The sequence below is a fragment of the Pseudomonas reactans genome (assembly GCF_013385825.1).
In the GTDB taxonomy this organism is placed as follows: domain Bacteria; phylum Pseudomonadota; class Gammaproteobacteria; order Pseudomonadales; family Pseudomonadaceae; genus Aquipseudomonas; species Aquipseudomonas reactans.
The window spans coordinates 504,767-524,223 of sequence record NZ_JACAPG010000014.1 but is presented as its reverse complement, the minus strand read 5'-3'; the positions used below and the strand labels follow the sequence as shown (position 1 = coordinate 524,223).

Sequence of the window (19,457 nt, the reverse complement as noted above, 5' to 3'; positions counted from 1 at the left end):
TTGGAGGGTTTTTTACATGAGTATCGGTGCTAGATTAAAATCTGAACGGCTTCGCCTCGGATTAACCCAAGCCATGCTCGGTGCCGCAGGGGGAGTAGAGGTGAATGCTCAGGGTCGTTACGATGCCGGAGCTAGAATTCCGCGGGCGGACTATCTAGCGTCGATCGCCAAGGTCGGTATCGACGTTCTTTATGTTGTCACTGGTCAGCGAATGAAGAATCGGGCCGCCGACTTCACCAATAGTCGCGAGTTACTATCAGTGAGTCAAAGCGAGCCTAAGATCCGAGTGCACTGAATTTTGTTGTCGAACTCACTCCGGCGACATTAGCACTGCCAGCGTCAGCTTTATGAACTCTTCATTCTCATCGATGGTGTGCAAAGCACCTCGAATGTTTTCGGCCACTTCGGAAGAACCACGTTGTTCAACCCAGTTCGATAATTCCATGATGGAAGCTTCGAGTGCGAGTTGGTTGTCGTAGAGCTTGGAGAGCAGCGTAGGGATCAGGTCTGAGTTGGGCATCGGCATTCCTCTGGTGCAGTGAACAGCCTAGCAGTTGGCGATTGGGAGCCCATTCCAAGGTCATGAGTGTCTGCTTTCGCCCGATTGTGTTGAAAAAGTCGGTCCTTCCAGACTGCCCGCACACTGGTTGCTGAAAACGCCTTTTTTGCGCGCAGCTATGCGAAATCTGAGCCCGAAATCCTCCGCTCATAGTAAAGATTTTATCTCAAGCACGTACTTTTCTGCCGTGGAAACCATGGCCGACTTTTTCAACAGAATCGGCCGAAAGCGGACATCAAGAGCGTGTACGAAACCCAGGGCTACTCACATTGCCTCGAGCTGCTACAAGCTACTCCGAACCTAAGAGATTTCTAACCTCGGCGATGATTAAATCGATATTAAATGGCTTTGCCAACACTGCATCAAACAGATCCGATCTCTGCATACCGATGTGCGCCTGGGCACCGCTCATCAAGATGATCGGCAAATCGTTAGCGGAAGGAAGTGCTCGTACAGCCGTCGCGAATTCAAGGCCGTCCATGACCGGCATCATAAAGTCAGTAATGATTAAGGAAGGCCTTTCCCTTTCGAGCACCTCGAGCCCCTTTCGACCATTGCTGGCGGTTACCACCATGAACCCCTCATCCTCCAGCGCGAAGCCGAGGATGTCAGCGATCAAATACTCGTCGTCGACGACTAGGATGGTGGTCATGTTAATTCAATCCGCACAAAGGCTTAGGATCTTGAACCGGGCAATGTCTCAGTGGGGACTGATGGTTCATGTCTTGAAGCCTTTTTCAGGAAAACATCATGATCGCGGATGACGACCTCAAATCGTGAGGGATCGTAAGAGCTGTCTCTTACTTTAAGAATGGATAGAGTCCGGCTTAGTTCAGAGTGATTCTCAGAAAACCGCATCAGCATCAGGTTGTCCACGATGCTAGACAGATCAGAGTTCGGAGCGCTGACCTCGGAGCCAAACAGATCGCGCATTTCCCAGGAGGCAAAGACAGTTACGCCCCTGGATCGCAGCTCGTTCATCAGTGCACTAAAGAAGTCAGTAATCCGTGCGGGGTTTGTCGAGACTCGGGTCATACCGCTAAGGCTATCGATGAACAGTCGCTTGATGCCCTTTTGTTCAACGATACTCAGCAGTCGTGCGCCTAACCCATCCAGCAAGCCTTCGGTAGTCGGCTGCCATGCAATGCTCAGGGCGCCGCTGTCCTCCATACCTTTGATATCGATGCCCAATGATTGGCCTTTGAGTCGCAACCGTTGTGGACTCTCGTAAAAGCCAAAATGCAGTCCTGGAGCATCCACCGTCGACTCGGCAAGAAACTTGAGACCGAGAGTCGTTTTACCTATGCCGGAGGGGCCCATGACCAGAGATACACTGGAACTGTATAGGCCTCCACCCAATATGCCGTCCAGTGAACCAATGCCACTCGGAATGCGCGTCATGTCGGCGCTATCTGGGGCGGACGGGTGGCTGTAAAGGCTTTCGAGTCGAGGGTAAACCACCAATCCGTTATCGGTGATCTCGCACTCGTGAAGCCCAGTCATCGCTCCACTGCCGCGAGTTTTACGCAGTTGAATACGACGTACCGAGCGAGTACCAAATAACTCTTCGCCCATTTCAATAACGCCATCAACCATGGTGTGCTCAGGGCTGCCGTCGTCGAGACGGGAGCTGGTGAGAAAAAGCACTGTGCAACCAGCGAAAGCAGCGTGCCCTTGCAGCTCAGAAATGAATTTCTTAGTGTCAATGTGCGAGTCGGCTTTTGAGCGAGCATTGAGCAAGCCGTCTACCACCATCACTGTGGCTTTCTGACGGCTTATCTCTCGCCGAAGCAGTTTCACCACCTCGTCCAATCCTTCGTTTTCCAGAGTGTCGAACGCGCTGACAAACTGAATTTCAGCGCCTACTTTGGATGAGTCGAAAAAGCTCAGAGTGGAAAGAAACTGAAAAAGACGGTCGTGTGACTCGGCCAGCAGTGTGGCGACTAGAACCCGACCTCCATTGTTCGCATGATGGAACCCAAGTTGGTTGGCTAGGATCGTCTTGCCAGACCCTGGCCGCCCCTGAATTATGTATGAGGCGCCCGCGACCAGCCCTCCCTTGAGCAGAGCGTCGAGCCCTTCAATTCCACTTTGGAGGCGTTTTAGCTTTTCCACGATGCGACCCTGATCTGAAAAACAGGCTGTTTAAGCCAAGTGAGGCGGAATGCTAACGCCATTTTCGCTCTGGGGCCATTCTCGCCTAGAACATGGCTGTTTAAAGGAGTGATAAATTGCAATTTAACCGCCTCCACCTCTGACTTCCCCCCCCTAAAGTTGGGTGAAATCAATGTTGCTAGTAGATGCCCCTTTAATCTCGCAGTGATTCAATTGTAGTAATTGACCCCAGCATTTGCGTCCAAAACGCAGGGTAGAACCTGAACCCCTGGATTTCTTAAATGTGTTCGAGCGCTTCTGGTCGGAAGCGGCCATACGGACTTATCTCACGAGTTGGGGTTATTGGTGGCTTGTGTTCGTCGGCAGGACGCCGAGGGAGGGGTTATGCATTTCCGGCATGGCCCAAAATCCCCCCGTTGGGACCACTTCTGGGACCAACGGGTGCATTTCGGTGCTTTACGAGTGATGACTCACGACGACTTCGCCCAATAAACGCTGATCACCGCTAATCACCAGTATGCGTTTCAGACCGCATGGTGATGTTAGCTGTGGAGATCAATTACTTTACCTATCAATGGGTTGCGAGCGTGGCGGCAGGAGCCTTCAGGCATGCGTCAACAGCGACATCAAGGCGCGAAACCCGGTCGCTGAGCAGAAAATTTTGGATGTGTGTTGGAATTTGGCGCGCATTGTCGCATATGTCAGGCGACAGTTGTATGTCCGGCGAAGGATGGTTTCGCCAAGGTCTCCGGCATCGCCAGCCACAGCAGCGCCAACGCCAGCGCCGCCACGCCGGCCAAGGTCAGGAACGCCGCGTTATAGCCGGCCTGTTGCACCACAAATCCGGCCAGGCTGCTGCTCAGCGCCGCGCCCAGGCCGAAGACGGTGGAGAGTGCGCCCAGGCTGACGTTGAAACGTCCGGTGCCCTGGGTCAGGTCCTTGACGATCACCGGGAACAGCGCGCCGAAGATCCCCGCGCCGATGCCGTCGAGCATCTGCACGGCCACCAGCCAGTACGGATCGCTGGACAGGGTATAAAGCACCCCGCGCAGCGGCAGGATCATGAACCCGGCCATCAGCAAGGGTTTGCGCCCCCAGATGTCAGCCTTGAGCCCGACCAGCCAGGCCATTGGCACCATCACCAATTGTGCGGCGACGATACACGCCGACGTCAGCGGCGTGGCCATTTGCAGGTTGATCTGCGAGAGCTTCTGGCTGACCAGCGGTAGCATCGCGGCATTGGCCAGGTGGAACAAGGCGCAGCAGATGGCGAACAGCAATAACGGGCGGTTCGCCAGTAACACGCTGATGCCGGAAGGTTGTTCGTGATCCGTGTGATGCTCCGGGTCAAACCCTCGGGCGACTTCATGGTCGATCGCTTTGGCCGACACACAACTGATCGCGATGACGCTCGCCACCGCCATAAACGCCATCAGGTAGAACACCACCACCGGCCCGAACAGATACGCCAAGCCACCGGCCAACAGCGCGGCGACGGCATTGCCGGCGTGGTTGAAGGTTTCGTTGCGCCCCGTACGGCGGGTGAACGCGCGTGGCCCGGTAATGCCCAGGGAGATGGCGCTGATGGCGGGTGCGAATACGGACGCGGCAACGGCGCTGGCGGCCTGGGTCAACGCCACCAGGCTGAAGGAACTGACGAAGGGCAGCAGCAGGCAGCTGCCGGTCACCACGATGGCGGCCAATGCGACTACTGCGCGCTTGCTGCGGGTGCGATCGATCAGTGCACCCGCCGGTCCTTGGGTGAGTAGGGCCGCGATGCCTGCCAGGGTCATGACCACACCGATGCTGGCCGGGTCCCATTTGTGCGCGGCCAGCAAGTAAATGGCCAGATACGGGCCGAGGCCGTCGCGCACATCTGCCAGGAAGAAATTCAGGCTGTCCAGGGACAAGGCATTACGCAGGTCGGAGTGTTTGGCCACGGCGCGGTCTTCGGAGATGGCGTTCAAGGGCTGAACACGCATTGCGTTAATGACCTGTGGGCCCTGCGTTAAGTTTCGTGCGCTTCTCGGGGTTTTAATCCGAGGGCACTTGGCTTACTTTCTGCACCCCCGCTGTAGTGAATTTCTGGAGACGCAATGGACATGCCCTCAGCTCAACAGGCGATTGCCAGCAACAAGGACGCCTGGGACCAATCCGCCAGCTTGCACAAAACCACAGACACCTGGAGCGCGTTGCTCAACAGTGTCGGCGCGGCTGATTTTTCTTGCCTGGACCCCACGCTCACAGGCCTGCTGCAAGAAGTGGGCGTGGACGGTAAGGACGTGGTGCAACTGTGCTGCAACAATGGCCGCGAAAGTCTTTCGCTGTATGGCCTGGGCGCGCGTTCGGTGGTGGGCGTCGATCAATCCCGTGCGTTTCTGCAACAGGCCCGTGAACTGGCCGAGGTTTCACCGCATAACCCTGAGTTCATAGAAAGCGATATCCACCAGTTGCCACAAGATTTGCAGGCGCGCTTTGATATCGCTTTGGTGACCATTGGCGTGCTGGGCTGGATGCCGGATGTGGGGCAGTTCATGCGCCATGTCGCCAGCACCTTGAAACCCGGCGGCACCTTGGTGATGTATGAAACCCATCCGTTTCTGGAGGTGTTTGACCCACGGGCGCCAAACCCTTTCCTGCCGGCCAGTTCCTACTTTCAGCGCGAGCCGTTTGTGCTGCAGGAGTCGATTGTCTATGAAGGCCAGGGCGAGGTTGCGGGGCCGACTTCTTATTGGTACGTGCACACCCTGGGCGACGTGGTCACTGCGGCGATCTGCGCCGACTTGCAGATCAGGCACCTGCAGGAGTTTGCGCATTCCAACCGCGAAGAGCTGTACGACCAGTACGAGCACCAGCCTGCGCAATTGCCGATGTGTTTTACGTTGACTGCCACCAAACGTCCCGACTGAGGGATTTTTCAGTCGCGTCGCAGGAACGTGCGCATGGTTTGTCCCGGGCCCGTACGGAACGTGGTTGGCCTGGGCATACCTTCATCGGCCGCGATGAATACAAATTCATCACCGTCAAGGCGATAACTGGCGGGCAAGTGTTTACCTGCATCATCTCCCATGGAGTCGATCCAGGTAATGCTTTTTGGCAAGGTGCAGCTGTCCAGGAAAAAACGTCCTGCCAGCAACACCTCGCCGCTGACAGTCTTCACTTCGAAGCAGTCGCCGGTGATCGTGGTGATCGCGCCAGGGGCGCTGTGGGCATCGATGGGGTTGAGCACGCCGCTGTCTTCGAGTGAGGTCTGTTCCCACCTGCCTTGGAGGGCTTGGAAGTCCGGGTCTGTAAGGGATGACATACAAATTCCTTTTTGCTGAAAGGTTAATCGTCGATGGCGTTGCCTTTTAGCACTTGGGGCCTGATTACGCATCACATTCACAAGACAGCTTTTCACAATTCCTAGTTAACTTTTAGTTACAACCTGTGGCTAAATAACTAGCAAAGGGCCACGAGCCGGGTTGTCACTCAGCCGGTCGTGCCGATTGTGTGAATTGTGATTTCAGGTGCTGCTATCCAACCTCGGCCGTTGTGGGCGCGCAGGAGCAGCCTGTTCTCTTCTGACATGTGACGAAATCTCTTGAAACTCATCATTGTTGTTCTCTACGTTGCCTCGATTGCGTATGTACACCTGCGTGGCCGGGTGCGACACAAGCTGGGCCGCCAGCTCAGTGATCATTCGACCTTCCTGGCACCGATCAACTGCTTTCTCTACCTCTTTTCCAAGCTCCCCAGTCGACCTTACCTGTTGCCCAGCGATTTCCCTGACCTGAGCCCGCTCCAGGAACACTGGGAAGAAATCCGCCTGGAAGGCCAGAACCTGATGCGAGCCGGGGAGATCAAGCGCTCGGACCAGTACAACGACGTGGGTTTCAACTCGTTCTTCAAGTCGGGCTGGAAGCGTTTTTATCTGAAATGGTATGGCGACAGCCATCCTTCAGCGATGAAGCTGTGCCCGCGCACCACGGAGCTGGTGCAAAGCATCGGTTCGATCAAGGCCGCGATGTTCGCCGAGCTTCCACCCGGATCCAAACTGGTACGCCATCGTGATCCGTATGCCGGTTCGTACCGCTATCACCTGGGCCTCGATACTCCAAACGATCCTGGCTGCTACATCAATGTGGATGGCGAAAACTACTACTGGCGTGACGGTGAGCCGGTGATGTTTGACGAGACCTACATCCACTACGCCGAAAACACCACGCAGCAGAACCGCATCATCCTGTTCTGCGACATCGAGCGTCCGATGAAATACCGCTGGGCCGCTGCGTTTAACCGTTGGTTCAGCCGTAACGTGATGGCGGCGGCAGGCTCGCCCAATGATGCCGGGGACAAGACCGGTGGGCTCAACCGCGCGTTCACGCGCCTGTACAAGATTCGTCTGCGCGGCAAGGAGCTGAAAAAGCGCAATCGTACGCGCTACTACCTGGAAAAATGGGCGATCTTTGCTGGGTTGGCGGCGATTTTCCTGCTGATCTGAGGTTCGCTGTGCGGGCGCCATTCACTCCGGTGGATGGGCGCCCAATTTGTCCCACATCTTCTTGCTGATCTTCTGTCGATTGGCATACCCCGCCCAGGGATCCGTTTTCAAAGCGTCCAAGCGTTGCTGCAGATTGGCAACTGTCCATTGCTGCGCACCGCGTAACCCCTTCAACTCCTCACGACTGACCGGTACCGACACCGGCAAGCCCGGCCGTGCACGCACGGAATACGCCGCTACGGTGCTGGCACCCCGTGCGTTGCGCAGGTAATCGATAAAGATCTTGCCGACCCGGTTCTTGGGTCCCGATGTCGCGGTAAACCGTTCCGGCAACTGCTCGGTCATGAATTGGGCGATGGCCTTGGCGAACGCTTTTACGGTGTCCCAATTGTCTCGGCGCGCCAACGGCACGATCAGGTGCAGGCCTTTGCCTCCGCTGGTCTTGACGAATGCTTGCAGCCCCAACTCATCCAGTACAGACAGGGTCAGTTGCGCGGCTTCGAGCATGGTTTTCCAGGGCAACGCCGGGTCCGGGTCGAGATCGAGCACAAACAGGTCCGGGGTTTCGATCTTGTCCGAGGTGGCGCCCCAGGTGTGAAACTCTACGCTGCCCATTTGCACCGCGCCGATCAACGCGCCGACGTTGTCGATTTCCATCAGGCGCGCATGGCCGGGATCGAGTGCCTGATCCAGTTGCTTGATGTTGGGAATGGCCAGGCGCTCCGAGTGTTTCTGGAAAAATTGCTCGCCCTCGATACCCTCGGGTGCTCTGAGCAGGGACACCGGACGGTGACGCAGGAAGGGCAGAATCCACTGGCTGATGCTGTCGTAGAACTGCGCCAACTGCTGTTTTTGCGTGCCGCTTTGTTTATCGATCACGCGGTCGGGATGAGTGATATTTACCTCATTGCCGGTCTTTTTGGCGGGTTTCATGGATTTGGCCGTTCGCGGTTGTTCATGAACAATCTGCGCTGCGGGTTTGTCGGTGCGCAGCCCGACGAACGCCGCTTGGCGGACCACACCCTCGCGAGTCCACTCGGCAAACTGCACCTCACCGACCAACGTGGGCGCTACCCAATGCACGCCACGTGCTTGGGTGCTGGTCAGCGGTTTCTCAAGCGGCGATGTCTTGCGCTCCAACGATGTGAGTTGCGCATAAATAGTCTTGAGCGACGCTTGATCAAAACCCGTGCCTACGCGGCCTGCGTACACCAGGCCAGTCTCATCATTTACCGCCAGCAACAACGCGCCGAACCCCGTGCGTGAGCCTTGGGGCCGGGTATAACCGACAATCACAAACTCCTGGCGCAACCGGCATTTGAGTTTGATCCAGTCGGCATTGCGACTAGAGACGTACGGACTGCCCAGGCGCTTGCCGATCACGCCTTCGAGGGCCAAGTCGCAGGCGCTTTCAAAGATGTCGCGATGATGCGCGGTAAATGCCTCGGAAAAGCGTAGCAATTTGCTGCGGCTAGCGGCCAGCGCGACTTTGAGGGCGGCGCGGCGATCTTCGACCGGCGTCTGGCGCTGGTCTTGGCCATTGAGAAAGGGCGCGTCGAACAGGTAGTAAACGATGTCCAGACTGCGGCCGATATCAAACGCATTTTGCAGCGCCTGGAAGTCCGGCAGGCCGTCGCCATTGAGGCTGACAACCTCGCCATCCAGCCAGCTGTCCTTGAGCTTCAGAGCCTGCAAGGCCTTGACTTGGCGGGGCAGACGGTCGGTCCAGTCGTGTCCGTTGCGGGTAAACAGTCGCACTTCACCCTCGTGAATGCGAGCGAGCATGCGGTAACCGTCGAATTTGATCTCGTATTGCCAATCGCCTTCCGGGGCGCGATCCACCAGCGTGGCCAATTGCGGGGAGAATTGCTCGGGGAGGGCGGTTTTCCTGGTTTTGGCCCGAGCCTTGGGTTTTCCCACTGACGCATTACTCAGCACGCTGTTGGGTTGAGCCTGGACGATATCGTAGTCGTCGGCCGCACGCGCCTGCTGGTCCTTTTCCTTGATCAGCAACCATTGTTCCTTGTCGCCGCCGCCTTTCAAGCGCGTGCGCACCAGCGCCCAGTCGCCGGAGAGCTTCTCGCCAACCAGGGTGAATTTGAGCTTGCCGGCTGTGTAGGCCTTGCGTGGCTCGTCATGGGGCTGCCAGATGCCACGGTCCCACACGATGACGTCACCGGCGCCGTATTGACCGGCGGGAATGCTGCCTTCAAAGCCGCCGTAGCTCAGGGGATGGTCTTCGACGTGAACGGCCAGGCGCTTCTGGCTGGGATCCAGGCTCGGGCCTTTGGGCACAGCCCAACTGAGCAGCACGCCGTCGAGTTCCAGGCGGAAGTCATAGTGCAGGTTGCGTGCGTCATGCTTCTGGATCACGAAGGACAGCGCCGACGTTTTGCGTTTAGTGCCAGGCGCACTGCCTGCCGGTTCGGCGGTTATCCCGAAATCGCGTTTGCGGTTGTATTCGCTGAGGGGCTTGGACATGACTCAGGAGGCCTTGGTGGATTTCTTCGTGGCCGGCTTCTTTGCGGGTTTGCCGGCCAGGCTGCGCTTGAGCAGTTCCGTCAAGTCGATCACATCGGCGGACTTGCGCTCTTCGCTGTCCCTGGTCTCCACGGCTTCGATCTTGCCGGCCTTGGCCTTTTTGGCCACCAGCGCCATGATTTTTTCCTGAAAGCTGTCGCGGTAGTCATCGGGCTGCCAGTCGGCGCTCATGTCTTCAACCAGGCGCTTGGCCATGTCCAGCTCGCCCTTGGCCAGGCTCGGTTTGGTCACGTCGCTGCCCAGATCCAGTTCGTCCAGGCTGCGTACTTCGGCGGGCCAGCGCAGCATCACCAGTACCAGCGCCGAGTCCAGAGGCATCAACGCCGCCAAGTGCTGCTTGGTGTGCAGCACCACATTGGCCAGGGCGACCTTGCGGGTTTTCCTAAGGGTTTCCCTTAGCAAGGCGTAGACCTTGCCGCCACGCTTGTCCGGCGCGAGGAAGTAGGGGGTGTCGATGTTCTGCAACGGGATCTGGTCGCTCGCGACAAACGCGATGATCTCGATGGTCTGGGTCGATTTGGGGTGGGCCGAGCGGATTTCTTCTTCGCTCAGCACCACATAACGGCCTTTCTCGAACGCAACGCCTTTGACGATGTTGTCCTTTGTCACTTCTTTGCCGGTGGTCTTGTTGATGCGCTTGTAACCCACCGGATCCATGCTGCGCTTGTCCAGCCAGTCAAAGTCAACGCCTTGAGAGGAGGTGGCCGAAACCAGTGAGACCGGGATATGCACCAGTCCAAAGCTGATGGCGCCTTTCCAGATTGCCCGTGGCATAGGTGGGATTCCTGTTGATGAGGCTGTGTTCTGGTGACTCGGAGGCGGTGGGAAAAGTTTCCCCGAGCAGATGCGCGGACAGATCGTGTTACACCTGATGAGAAACTATTTAGTGTCGAAAGCCGAACCCAAGGCGTAGCGTGTTATCGAAAGCACGTACTCCTCGCCCCAGAGAGGCTTTGTCATGAACAGTTGTACGCGTCACGCAGTAGCGCTGTTGTTGGGTCTGGCCCTTATTCCGGTGGCCCAGGCGCAAAACCTGCCCGGCAACAACAACGGCAACAACGGTCCGATCCACCGGGCCAATCCCAACAGCATGCAGGGCACCCAGCCGAATGCGCCGGCCGTTCGCGGTATCCAGACCGGGCCAACCACACGCACGCCGACCCTGGAAAACGGCGGCATCGGCAACAGCTATCCCAAACGCGACGCTGCCCCCAGCCGCCCGGCCACCGAAACCAAAGCCCCCACTTATGATGCCAACGGCAATCGCCGGTAAGGATCTCGCCTTATGTTTCTACGCAAAAGCCTGCTAGCCGCCCTGTGCGCCACCACGCTGCTGCCGTTGACGGCCACTTACGCCGCCGACGCCCAGCAGTTCCCCAGCGAACAGGGCAGCATCACTGCGACGCCAATCGCCAAAGGCCTGGACCACCCATGGGCGGTGGCCTTTTTGCCGGACAAGCAAGGCTTCCTGGTGACCGAGCGTCCTGGCCACCTGCGCTTCGTCAGCCCCGACGGCAAGCTGTCCGCGCCACTGAAGGGCGTGCCGCAAGTCTGGGCCAAAGGGCAGGGCGGTCTGCTGGATGTGGTGTTATCGCCGGACTTCAAAGAGAACCGCATGGTCTACCTGTCCTACGCGGAAGGCGGGGGCAAAGGCGGTACCGCCGGCACAGCAGTGGGCCGTGGGCGCCTGGCGGCAGACCTCAGTGGCTTGACCGACTTCCAGGTGATCCTGCGCCAGGAACCCAAGCTGTCGACCGGTAACCACTTCGGCTCGCGCCTGGCCTTCGACCGCGATGGCTACCTGTTCGTGACCCTGGGTGAAAACAACGATCGCCCGACGGCCCAGGACCTGGACAAGTTGCAAGGCAAGGTCGTACGCATCTACCCGGACGGCCGCGTGCCGGATGACAACCCCTTCGTCGGCCAGCAAGGCGTGCGCCCGGAGATCTGGTCCTACGGCCAGCGTAACCCTCAGGGACTGGCGCTGAATCCGTGGAGTGGCACGATCTGGGAAAACGAACACGGGCCGCGCGGAGGTGATGAGATCAACATCATCGAGCGTGGCAAGAACTACGGTTGGCCATTGGCCACCCACGGCATCAACTACTCCCTGACACCGATTCCCGAAGCCAAGGGCAAGACGGTGGAAGGCACAGTACCGCCCCATCATGTGTGGGAAAAGTCGCCGGGTATCAGCGGCATGGCGTTTTACGATGCGGATCGCTTCAAGCCCTGGCAGCACAACGTGTTTATCGGTGCGCTGGTCAGCCAGGAGCTGATCCGGTTGCAGTTTGATGGCGACAAGGTGATCCACGAGGAGCGCCTGCTCGGCGGTCTGAAGGCGCGGATCCGAGATGTGCGGCAGGGCCCGGACGGGTTCTTGTATGTACTGACGGATGAGGACGATGGCGTGTTGTATCGGGTGGGGCTGAATCAGGATTAAGCAGTGGGGCCGGCAAACCGGCCCCAACTGTTTTACAGGCCTAGCTCGGACAACCCCGGATGATCATCCGGGCGTCGGCCCAGCGGCCAATGGAACTTGCGCTCGCTTTCCTTGATCGGCAGATCGTTGATGCAGGCAAAACGATTGGCCATCAGGCCGTTCTCGTCGAATTCCCAGTTCTCATTGCCGTAGGAACGGAACCAGTTGCCCAAATCGTCGTGCCATTCATAGGCGTAACGCACCGCGATGCGGTTATCGGTGAATGCCCACAACTCCTTGATCAGTCGGTAGTCCAGCTCCTTGGCCCATTTGCGGGTGAGGAAACCTTTGGCTTCGTCGCGGTTATGCGCGAATTCGGCGCGGTTACGCCATTTTGTGTCCAGCGTGTAGGCCAGGGACACCCGCTGCGGGTCACGGGAGTTCCAGCCGTCTTCGGCCAGACGGACTTTCTCGATGGCCGATGCGCGCGTGAACGGCGGCAGGGGCGGACGTGTTTCTACAGTCGATGACATTGGGCAGTTCCTCAATGAATAAGGATGTATCGGAAGTTGCGCCTACCGGTGGGTTCAAAGTCCCAATAACGTTCGCGCCATGCATTGCGCTTTATCGGCAGCTGTTGAATCGCCCATCACCAGGGCAACGGTAATGGCGCCATCGATCAGGATCAGCAGTTGCGCGGCCTGCCGTTCGGGGTCGGGGGTGCCATGTGCTTGACACAGTTCAAGTGCGTACTCGAACAGTTTCTGTTTATGCGCCTTGGCCAGCAGGCGCACCGGGTCTTGCGGATCACCGGTTTCGCCACTGGTGTTGATGAACGCGCAGCCCCGGAAGTCAGCCGTGCCGAACCAATCCTTGAGCGCGCTGAACAGCGCCAGCAGGCGTTCCCCGGTGTCTTCGCGGCGTTCCACTTCATCGCGCAGCCACTGCATCCAGCGCTCGTCACGACGTTGCAGGGCGGCAATCACCAGTTCGTCTTTATTGGCGAAGTAGCGGTAAATACTTTTTCTCGACACACCGGCGGTTTTCACCAGGAAGTCCATGCCAGTGGCGGCGATGCCATGGCGATAGATCAACTTTTCGGTGACGTCGAGGATAATGTCGCGGGTCTCATTACGGGTCATGTCGTTCATGTTGCGAACAGTAGAACGATCGTTCTTCTTGGTCAATTAAAATTTTTGCATGCGCCACAGCGAGACCTGAGCACCCCCATGGTGTAAGCTCGGGGCCTCTTCGGATTCGACCCATTGCGAGCCTTATGCCGTCGTTCTTCAAACGCTCCCTGTTGCCCAAACTGCGTGGTTTCCCCCTCACTCCCGATGCCCTTGAGGTGCTGTCCGGTGCCGACGCCTATCGTCGTTGCCTGCTGGAGAAGATTGCCCAGGCCACCCGGCGCATCTATATCGTTGCACTGTACTTGCAGCAGGACGAAGCGGGGCAGGAAATCTACGACGCCCTGCATGCCGCCAAGGCTGCGCGGCCGGAATTGGACATCGTGGTGGTGGTCGACTGGTTGCGCGCCCAGCGCGGCTTGATCGGTGCCGGCAAGCAGCCGGGCAACAGCGCCTGGTACCAGGCGATGACTCAAAGCCACAGCAGCGAAGTGCCGGTGTACGGCGTGCCGGTGCAAACCCGCGAGTTGTTCGGTGTGTTGCACCTCAAGGGCTTCGTGATTGACGACACGGTGCTGTACAGCGGCGCCAGCCTGAACAACGTGTACCTGCACAAATTCGACAAGTACCGCTTCGACCGGTACCACTTGATCCACAGCAAAGCGCTGGCCGACTCCATGCAGCACCTGGTGGAGCACGGCCTGGTGGCGTCCAAGGCGGTCAATCGCCTGGACCTGCCCAACCCGCCCACCACTCGCAGCCTGCGCAACGACATCGGCGATTTGCGCAGCCGCCTGAAACACGCGACGTATGACACCACGACCGGGCAACTGCCCAATGGTCACCTGTCGGTCAGCCCGTTGCTCGGGGTTGGCAAGAACAACCCCCTGAACCGCGTAATTCTCGAACTGATCGCCAGCGCCCAGCATCAGCTAACTATCTGCACCCCGTACTTCAACCTGCCACTGCCGGTAACCCGCGAAATCAACCGCGCGCTGGCGCGTGGGGTGAAGATCGACATCGTCGTCGGCGACAAGACCGCCAACGATTTCTACATCCCGCCCAGCGAGCCGTTCAAGGTCATTGCGGCGCTGCCTTACCTCTACGAAATCAGCCTGCGCCGCTTTGCCAAGCGCCATCAGCCGATGATCGACAGCGGCCAGTTGAACCTGCACCTGTGGCGCGACGGCGATAACACCTACCACCTCAAGGGCATGTGGGTCGACCAGCGCTACACCTTGCTGACCGGCAACAACCTCAACCCGCGCGCGTTCCGTCTCGACCTGGAAAACGCTTTGTTGATCGATGATCCCAAGAGTGAGTGGCTGGCGCCGCGACGCACCGAGCTGGCGCAGATTTTCCAGCACACCACGCGGATCGAGCGGTACCAGGACTTGCAAACACTGCCGGATTACCCCGAGGCGGTTGGCAAATTCCTGCGCCGGGTCAGCCGGGTGCGGATCGAGCGGCTGTTGTACCGGATTCTATGAGCTTCCTACAGTCCTCTGAGCTGTTTTCCTCATCGTTCCGGAAAAGTCTGGAGGCTAGGCTGCCGATAGATTTCTTACTCTCTCTGAACCGTTCATGGACTTACGGTTTCATCCTTTAAGGTGCAATTGAGAGAGAGCATACCCATGTTGGTAAGTCCTGCGCTGACCCGAATGCCTGCGGCCCAAATCCCTGTTTATCCCGGCGCCACCATCGTTGCTGAGGAGCCGATGGGCCCTCAATCTCCCGTACCAGAGGCCCCCGGGCGACGTATACGGCGTGAGTCGGGCAGCGCAGAGCAACAACACTCTACGCCCAGCTGGACCTTGCCTGCCGCACCTCCCGCTAACTCTGGGCGGGCATCTGCAGATACCGCGCTGGGGGAACGCTTGCTGACCTCAATGGAGGGCGGTTATTCCACCGTAGAAGTCCCGGCGGACAGCTCCTTGGCGCCTGCACTCGACATTTACGCAAAAGTACTGGCTCATCCGCAGTTACAGGCATGGTTCGCCAGCAAAGGTCTGGAAGTGTCTACCTTGACCCTGCACCGCGACAGTGTCAGCGGTTATGTCTACCGTGACGGTGTCCGTACGGCCGTAACATTCAGCACCACGGACAGCTCCGGATGGGGGCAGGCCAGCGTGAGGCTGCGCAGCATCAGAGATGTGTTGGACCCGGCCGACAAGGGGCTTCCTTACTTGCTGGCAGGTGAATCCTGGGTGCCCCATTCCTTGGTCCTGCAGGTCTTTGGCTTGCAACTTCCCGTCTATACAGAGGACCAGGATGAGTTGATAGCGTCCTTGCGTACCTCCGGGCTGCTGATGTTTGCGCAGCAGTACCAGCAGCTCAGTGCCAGTCTGGAGCGCGTCCGGCAATCCGTTGGTGATCTGGATGAGCGCGCCTTCCTGGCGGACCAAATGGAGAACGCCGTCAAGGACCTGCCTGACGATATTCCTTATGACTGGTCAACCCAGCTGGCGCAGTTGTCGGTGAGCACGCCACTGGCGGCGGGAGATGAGGTTGCACAGGCCCGGTTGAAACGTTTCAGTGAATCGCCGGCTGTTCAGGCGTTGATCACAGACCTGATATGGCCGGGCCAACCGTTTCGTGTGTCCGAGGGGCGGTTCGAGCACAAGACCCCGGGCGGGGAATGGATTGATCTCACTGCGTCCATCAGCGGCGTGACCGAACTGGACACTGAGTTTCGCCAGTTGGTCAGCCTGAGCCAAGATCAGGGGAACGCCTTGTACTCAGTGCCTTATTGTGATGTGCGTCAGTACCTGGACAACAAGGGGTTGGGCTCACCGCGGACCGCTGGCGAGACGCGCAATGTTGTGCAGTGGTTGCGCGCCGCGACCCTGCCACCCGTGCCACCGTTGGGAAATTATGCCGCTCTGATGGCACGGGACTGGACCCCGGGCCAACTGACTTCGGACGATAAAGCCATCCTTAAGGCCAAGGCCGACCAGCGCTTTGGTGGCGAAGCACCTCGCGGGCTTTACGACCTTGACGAACTCACCGAGCAGGCATTGCAAGCCAACCCCACTGAAGCGCTGGAAACGCTGCTAAACGGTCCTGACGCCTTGGCTTTTGGCGAGGAGCTGGCGCGGGACCTGAAATGGATGGATTCGCCGGTGCCCAAAGCGGTGAGCCAACAACTGGTGCTTGCTGCGCTCGCTCTACACGCCGATACCGAGGCGCCCGCGCAGCCAGGCGTCATCGCCGGCTACAACGTGTATCAACCTGCGAATATGGGGCGCTCCTTTAGTGAAGTACGCCGCGGTGTTGAACAACATCTACAAGAACGAGGCCTCGATCCAAAACTCGCCGTGTTGGTGGCCCACATCGGTCTGGCGCAGGCCGCTCCCGAGTTTCTGGTGAGGGATGTACCTCCATCCATCCGCGTCGGTACGCCTGCATGGGTGGAGCTACGCCTGGGGGCAGCGATGGCGGATCGTATAGCGCCCGGGACATCCCGTGGAATGACTGAAGAGCAGGTCAGCGAGCTGACCACGCTGGCGCCCACCAGCGAGGCGCAGGCGTCATTGATGCAACTGCATGCGATGAAATTATTGCTGGATTGGGCGGTGCTCAACGGGGTCATTCCAGCGCCGATTGACGGGGAACACTCGCCAGAGGCGCTCAAGACCGCCAGCGAAGCGTTTTTCAAACAGCGCGAAGAGGTTAACACCGCCTTGAGCGCAGTGACGGCGATGCCGGATCGCAAAGCCATGGCAATCCAGGAATTGCTAAAGGTATTTCCAGATGTCACGGCCAGCCAGTTGGAAGCGATGACGGTAATGATCGCCGACAGTGACGTACGGCGGAACATGTCCGTCTCCGAGCCGCGTACGCGTTCTCTGGTTGAAACGTACATGACCGGCGACTTGACGCCGGGTAAGTGGGTACTGACCCACGATATGCCGCAATCTGCGGTTCGTCCCCGGACATCTCCCTTTCAGCGTACCCCGGAAGTCACAGCGCCCCAAGAGAAACGCGATGCGTTGGATGCACGAATCCGCGAGTTGCCGACGCTGGATACGATGCTGCAAACAGCGGTCAATGAGCACCGACAATCGCTCCAGACCGCCTATACCACGCGGCTCAAGCTGATGTTCTCCGGACTTTCATTGGAGGATCGCCAAATGTTGGAGTTGGGGACGGTCCAGTTGTACGGCATACGCGGGGAAACCGGGTTGCCCCCGGCGACGGAGACAGCCGCAGATCGGGCTGCGGCTCGGGGTCGGCAAGGCACGCTGTTGCGCGCCGAACTGGATGGCAAGGTGAATTATTACGAAGTGTTTGCGAACGGTACGATCGTCAAGCGCACCGATCTTCCAGAAAAACTCAAATTGGGTAATGCCTCGAATGGCCGCACCAATCCATTGGGTTTGGAAGGCGCTTATGTGACCGCGTTTACGGGCGGATTCAGCCTGGGCGTGGACTATGAAGCCTACGCTAAAGGCACTGAAGCGAAGCCTGGTAGCACGTCCAACGTCATTGTTGGAAAACTCGGTGGGCCTATCGCTGGCCGTTCACTTGCGGCCGGTGAGGCACTGGAAACCTACGTGCCTGACACTTATGCATCGTCGAAGACACACAGTATTGCGTCGCGTATTGCCGAGCTCAATTTCTATGAGGCCGATGACGCCATGCTGGCCCGGGCCAAAGGGAGTTTGCCCCTGGAGCAGCAGCGCGAGGTGCTGGGGGCTGAAAAATCAATTTTGCTCGGGCTGGTGCCCTTTGTGGGCGCCTACCAGGAGTTTGCCACCGGCAATATCGGCAAGGGACTGTTCAACCTGGGTCTGGACCTGGTCGGGCTGGCCCTGGGCGCGGGAGGTCGGGCACGGGCGTTGATACGCGCGGGCAGATCAATCACGCACAACCCGCTGGGTGGCGCCCTTCGCAAGCTGGGCAGCGCAGTGCATCCCCTCGCGCCAAAAGTCGCCTGGGCTAAACCCGTGGAGAGCTTCAGTGATCGGGCATTCAACTTCATCAGCGCGTCGGCGCTTTTCACCAGTGCAGCCATGAACCCGGCGGATGGATATGGGCAACTGGTCAACGCTGGGCTCAAGGGCCTGTTCAAACTACCGTTGCTGGTCAGTGGTGCGACGAGGCTTGGCAAGGCGGCCCCTCACCTGATCACCGTCGAGGAAAAGTTGAGAAGTTTTTGGCTTGCCGGCGCATGGGACTCTAAAGCGCCAATTGCGTCGGCCGGATCGTCCGGTGTGTCTCAGGGGGTGCCGGTATCGGCGCAACGGCACGGGGGCGCTTGGTACGCGATCAATCCAAAAACGAATCAACCGTTTGGTACGCCATTGCGTGATTTCAGGCTGGGCGCTTGAGCCGCGTAGCGCTCGCCCGACAGCGTGGGCGAGCGCTACGACGGTCAGTTCAGGCCTAGCTTGCCACGCAGGGTCGACAGGTCTTCGGCCAGGGTATTGACTGGCCCCACCAAGGCTTTGCGGTCGTTTTCCTTGACCTTGTCATAGGTCTCGAAACCACCGTCCTTGGTCTTGTACTTGGCCAGGATCTTATCCACGGTGGCGAAGTTCTTGTCGACCTTGGCCAGGAACGCCTTGTCTTGTTTCTCGATCTGGCCACGGAACAGGTCGACGATTTTCTTCGCCCCGTCTATGTTGCCCTGGAAGTCATACAGGTCGGTGTGGCTGTAGCGGTCTTCTTCACCGGAGATCTTGGTCGCAGCGACTTCTTCCAGCAATGCTGCGGCGCCGCCCACGACTTTCTCAGGCGGGAAGGTCAGACCATCGACGCGGGTCTTGAGGTCGTTGACGTCGGTGTTGAGCTTAGCCGTCAGCGCTTCCAGGCCCTGGGTGGTGTTCTGCGAGAACAGCGCGTATTCGATACGGTGGAAGCCGGTGAAGTCTTCGGCGGTCACGCCTTTTTCGTGGTCGTCGACGCGCGAATCGATGGATGCATCGAGGTCGCTGAACAATTCAGCGATTGGCTCGATGGACTCATAGTGCACGCGTGTCGGCGCGTAGAGCTTCTTGGCGGTGGCCAGGTCGCCTTTATTGATGGCGTCGGTGAAGGCTTGGGTCTGGGTGACCAGCTCGCCGATTTCTTCGGTGACGTAGATTTTGTAATCCGACACCGGCCCTACCAGGTCCAGCGGCGCAGTAGCGGCGAAGGCTGCCAGCGGCGAAAGGGTCAGCAACAACGACAACGCGATAGACGACTTTTTCATGGGACGATTTC

General features: G+C 58.5%; 16 protein-coding genes. 6 read left to right on the top strand and 10 right to left on the bottom strand.

Translation table 11 applies throughout. The features are described from left to right. Positions 1-310: 310 nt before the first annotated feature. The 4 genes from HX868_RS18855 to HX868_RS18840 form a co-directional block, all read right to left on the bottom strand. A complete protein-coding gene (locus tag HX868_RS18855) occupies positions 311-520 on the bottom strand; it encodes a hypothetical protein (protein ID WP_177003950.1) in 210 nt (69 codons plus the stop codon). Between the two features lie 328 nt (positions 521-848). After that, complete coding sequence (locus HX868_RS18850; RefSeq protein ID WP_105523560.1) at positions 849-1,211, bottom strand: response regulator; 363 nt, start codon at positions 1,209-1,211, stop codon at positions 849-851. 23 nt (positions 1,212-1,234) lie between these two features. After that, positions 1,235-2,677: an ATPase domain-containing protein gene (locus HX868_RS18845; protein ID WP_177004066.1), complete on the bottom strand. Its 1,443-nt coding sequence runs from the start codon at positions 2,675-2,677 to the stop codon at positions 1,235-1,237. Between the two features lie 698 nt (positions 2,678-3,375). Continuing rightward, entirely contained in the window at positions 3,376-4,614 is a 1,239-nt protein-coding gene (locus tag HX868_RS18840; protein ID WP_177004065.1) for an MFS transporter, read from the bottom strand. 156 nt (positions 4,615-4,770) lie between these two features. Between HX868_RS18840 and HX868_RS18835 the strand changes: the two genes are divergently transcribed. Continuing rightward, positions 4,771-5,583, top strand: coding sequence for a class I SAM-dependent methyltransferase (locus HX868_RS18835; protein WP_177003949.1), 813 nt, complete (start codon positions 4,771-4,773; stop codon positions 5,581-5,583). 8 nt (positions 5,584-5,591) lie between these two features. Here the strand turns inward: HX868_RS18835 and HX868_RS18830 are convergent, their stop codons facing one another. Then, the gene (locus tag HX868_RS18830) at positions 5,592-5,978 is read right to left on the bottom strand and encodes a TIGR03067 domain-containing protein (RefSeq protein ID WP_177003948.1); all 387 of its coding nucleotides are present in this window, start codon (positions 5,976-5,978) and stop codon (positions 5,592-5,594) included. A 279-nt stretch (positions 5,979-6,257) separates the two neighbouring features. Here HX868_RS18830 and lpxO point away from each other — a divergent pair, with 279 nt between their 5' ends. After that, positions 6,258-7,157: a lipid A hydroxylase LpxO gene (gene lpxO / locus HX868_RS18825; protein WP_177003947.1), complete on the top strand. Its 900-nt coding sequence runs from the start codon at positions 6,258-6,260 to the stop codon at positions 7,155-7,157. Positions 7,158-7,178: 21 nt separating this feature from the next. Here the strand turns inward: lpxO and ligD are convergent, their stop codons facing one another. Both ligD and ku read right to left on the bottom strand, forming a co-directional pair. Continuing rightward, positions 7,179-9,638 carry a DNA ligase D gene (ligD, locus tag HX868_RS18820; RefSeq protein ID WP_177003946.1) on the bottom strand — a complete coding sequence of 820 codons (2,460 nt, stop codon included), beginning with the start codon at positions 9,636-9,638 and terminating at the stop codon, positions 7,179-7,181. Positions 9,639-9,641: 3 nt separating this feature from the next. Next, on the bottom strand, positions 9,642-10,472 hold the full coding sequence (ku, locus tag HX868_RS18815; RefSeq protein ID WP_177003945.1) for a non-homologous end joining protein Ku: 831 nt from the start codon (positions 10,470-10,472) through the stop codon (positions 9,642-9,644). A gap of 184 nt (positions 10,473-10,656) precedes the next feature. Here ku and HX868_RS18810 point away from each other — a divergent pair, with 184 nt between their 5' ends. Both HX868_RS18810 and HX868_RS18805 read left to right on the top strand, forming a co-directional pair. Further along, positions 10,657-10,971: a hypothetical protein gene (locus tag HX868_RS18810; RefSeq protein ID WP_177003944.1), complete on the top strand. Its 315-nt coding sequence runs from the start codon at positions 10,657-10,659 to the stop codon at positions 10,969-10,971. 12 nt (positions 10,972-10,983) lie between these two features. Further along, positions 10,984-12,141: a PQQ-dependent sugar dehydrogenase gene (locus tag HX868_RS18805; RefSeq protein WP_177003943.1), complete on the top strand. Its 1,158-nt coding sequence runs from the start codon at positions 10,984-10,986 to the stop codon at positions 12,139-12,141. 32 nt (positions 12,142-12,173) lie between these two features. On the opposite strand, the gene HX868_RS18800 is transcribed toward HX868_RS18805, so the two are convergent. After that, positions 12,174-12,653, bottom strand: coding sequence for a nuclear transport factor 2 family protein (locus HX868_RS18800; RefSeq protein WP_177003942.1), 480 nt, complete (start codon positions 12,651-12,653; stop codon positions 12,174-12,176). A 54-nt stretch (positions 12,654-12,707) separates the two neighbouring features. Next, positions 12,708-13,271, bottom strand: a complete 564-nt coding sequence (locus HX868_RS18795; protein WP_095016138.1) for a TetR/AcrR family transcriptional regulator — start codon at positions 13,269-13,271, stop codon at positions 12,708-12,710. Positions 13,272-13,396: 125 nt separating this feature from the next. On the opposite strand from HX868_RS18795, the gene pssA reads away from it, so the two are divergent. Further along, positions 13,397-14,740 carry a CDP-diacylglycerol--serine O-phosphatidyltransferase gene (gene pssA / locus HX868_RS18790; RefSeq protein WP_177003941.1) on the top strand — a complete coding sequence of 448 codons (1,344 nt, stop codon included), beginning with the start codon at positions 13,397-13,399 and terminating at the stop codon, positions 14,738-14,740. 387 nt (positions 14,741-15,127) lie between these two features. Next, positions 15,128-18,583: a hypothetical protein gene (locus HX868_RS18785; RefSeq protein ID WP_177003940.1), complete on the top strand. Its 3,456-nt coding sequence runs from the start codon at positions 15,128-15,130 to the stop codon at positions 18,581-18,583. A 44-nt stretch (positions 18,584-18,627) separates the two neighbouring features. Here the strand turns inward: HX868_RS18785 and efeO are convergent, their stop codons facing one another. After that, positions 18,628-19,446, bottom strand: a complete 819-nt coding sequence (gene efeO / locus HX868_RS18780) for an iron uptake system protein EfeO (RefSeq protein WP_095016141.1) — start codon at positions 19,444-19,446, stop codon at positions 18,628-18,630. Positions 19,447-19,457 lie beyond the last annotated feature (11 nt).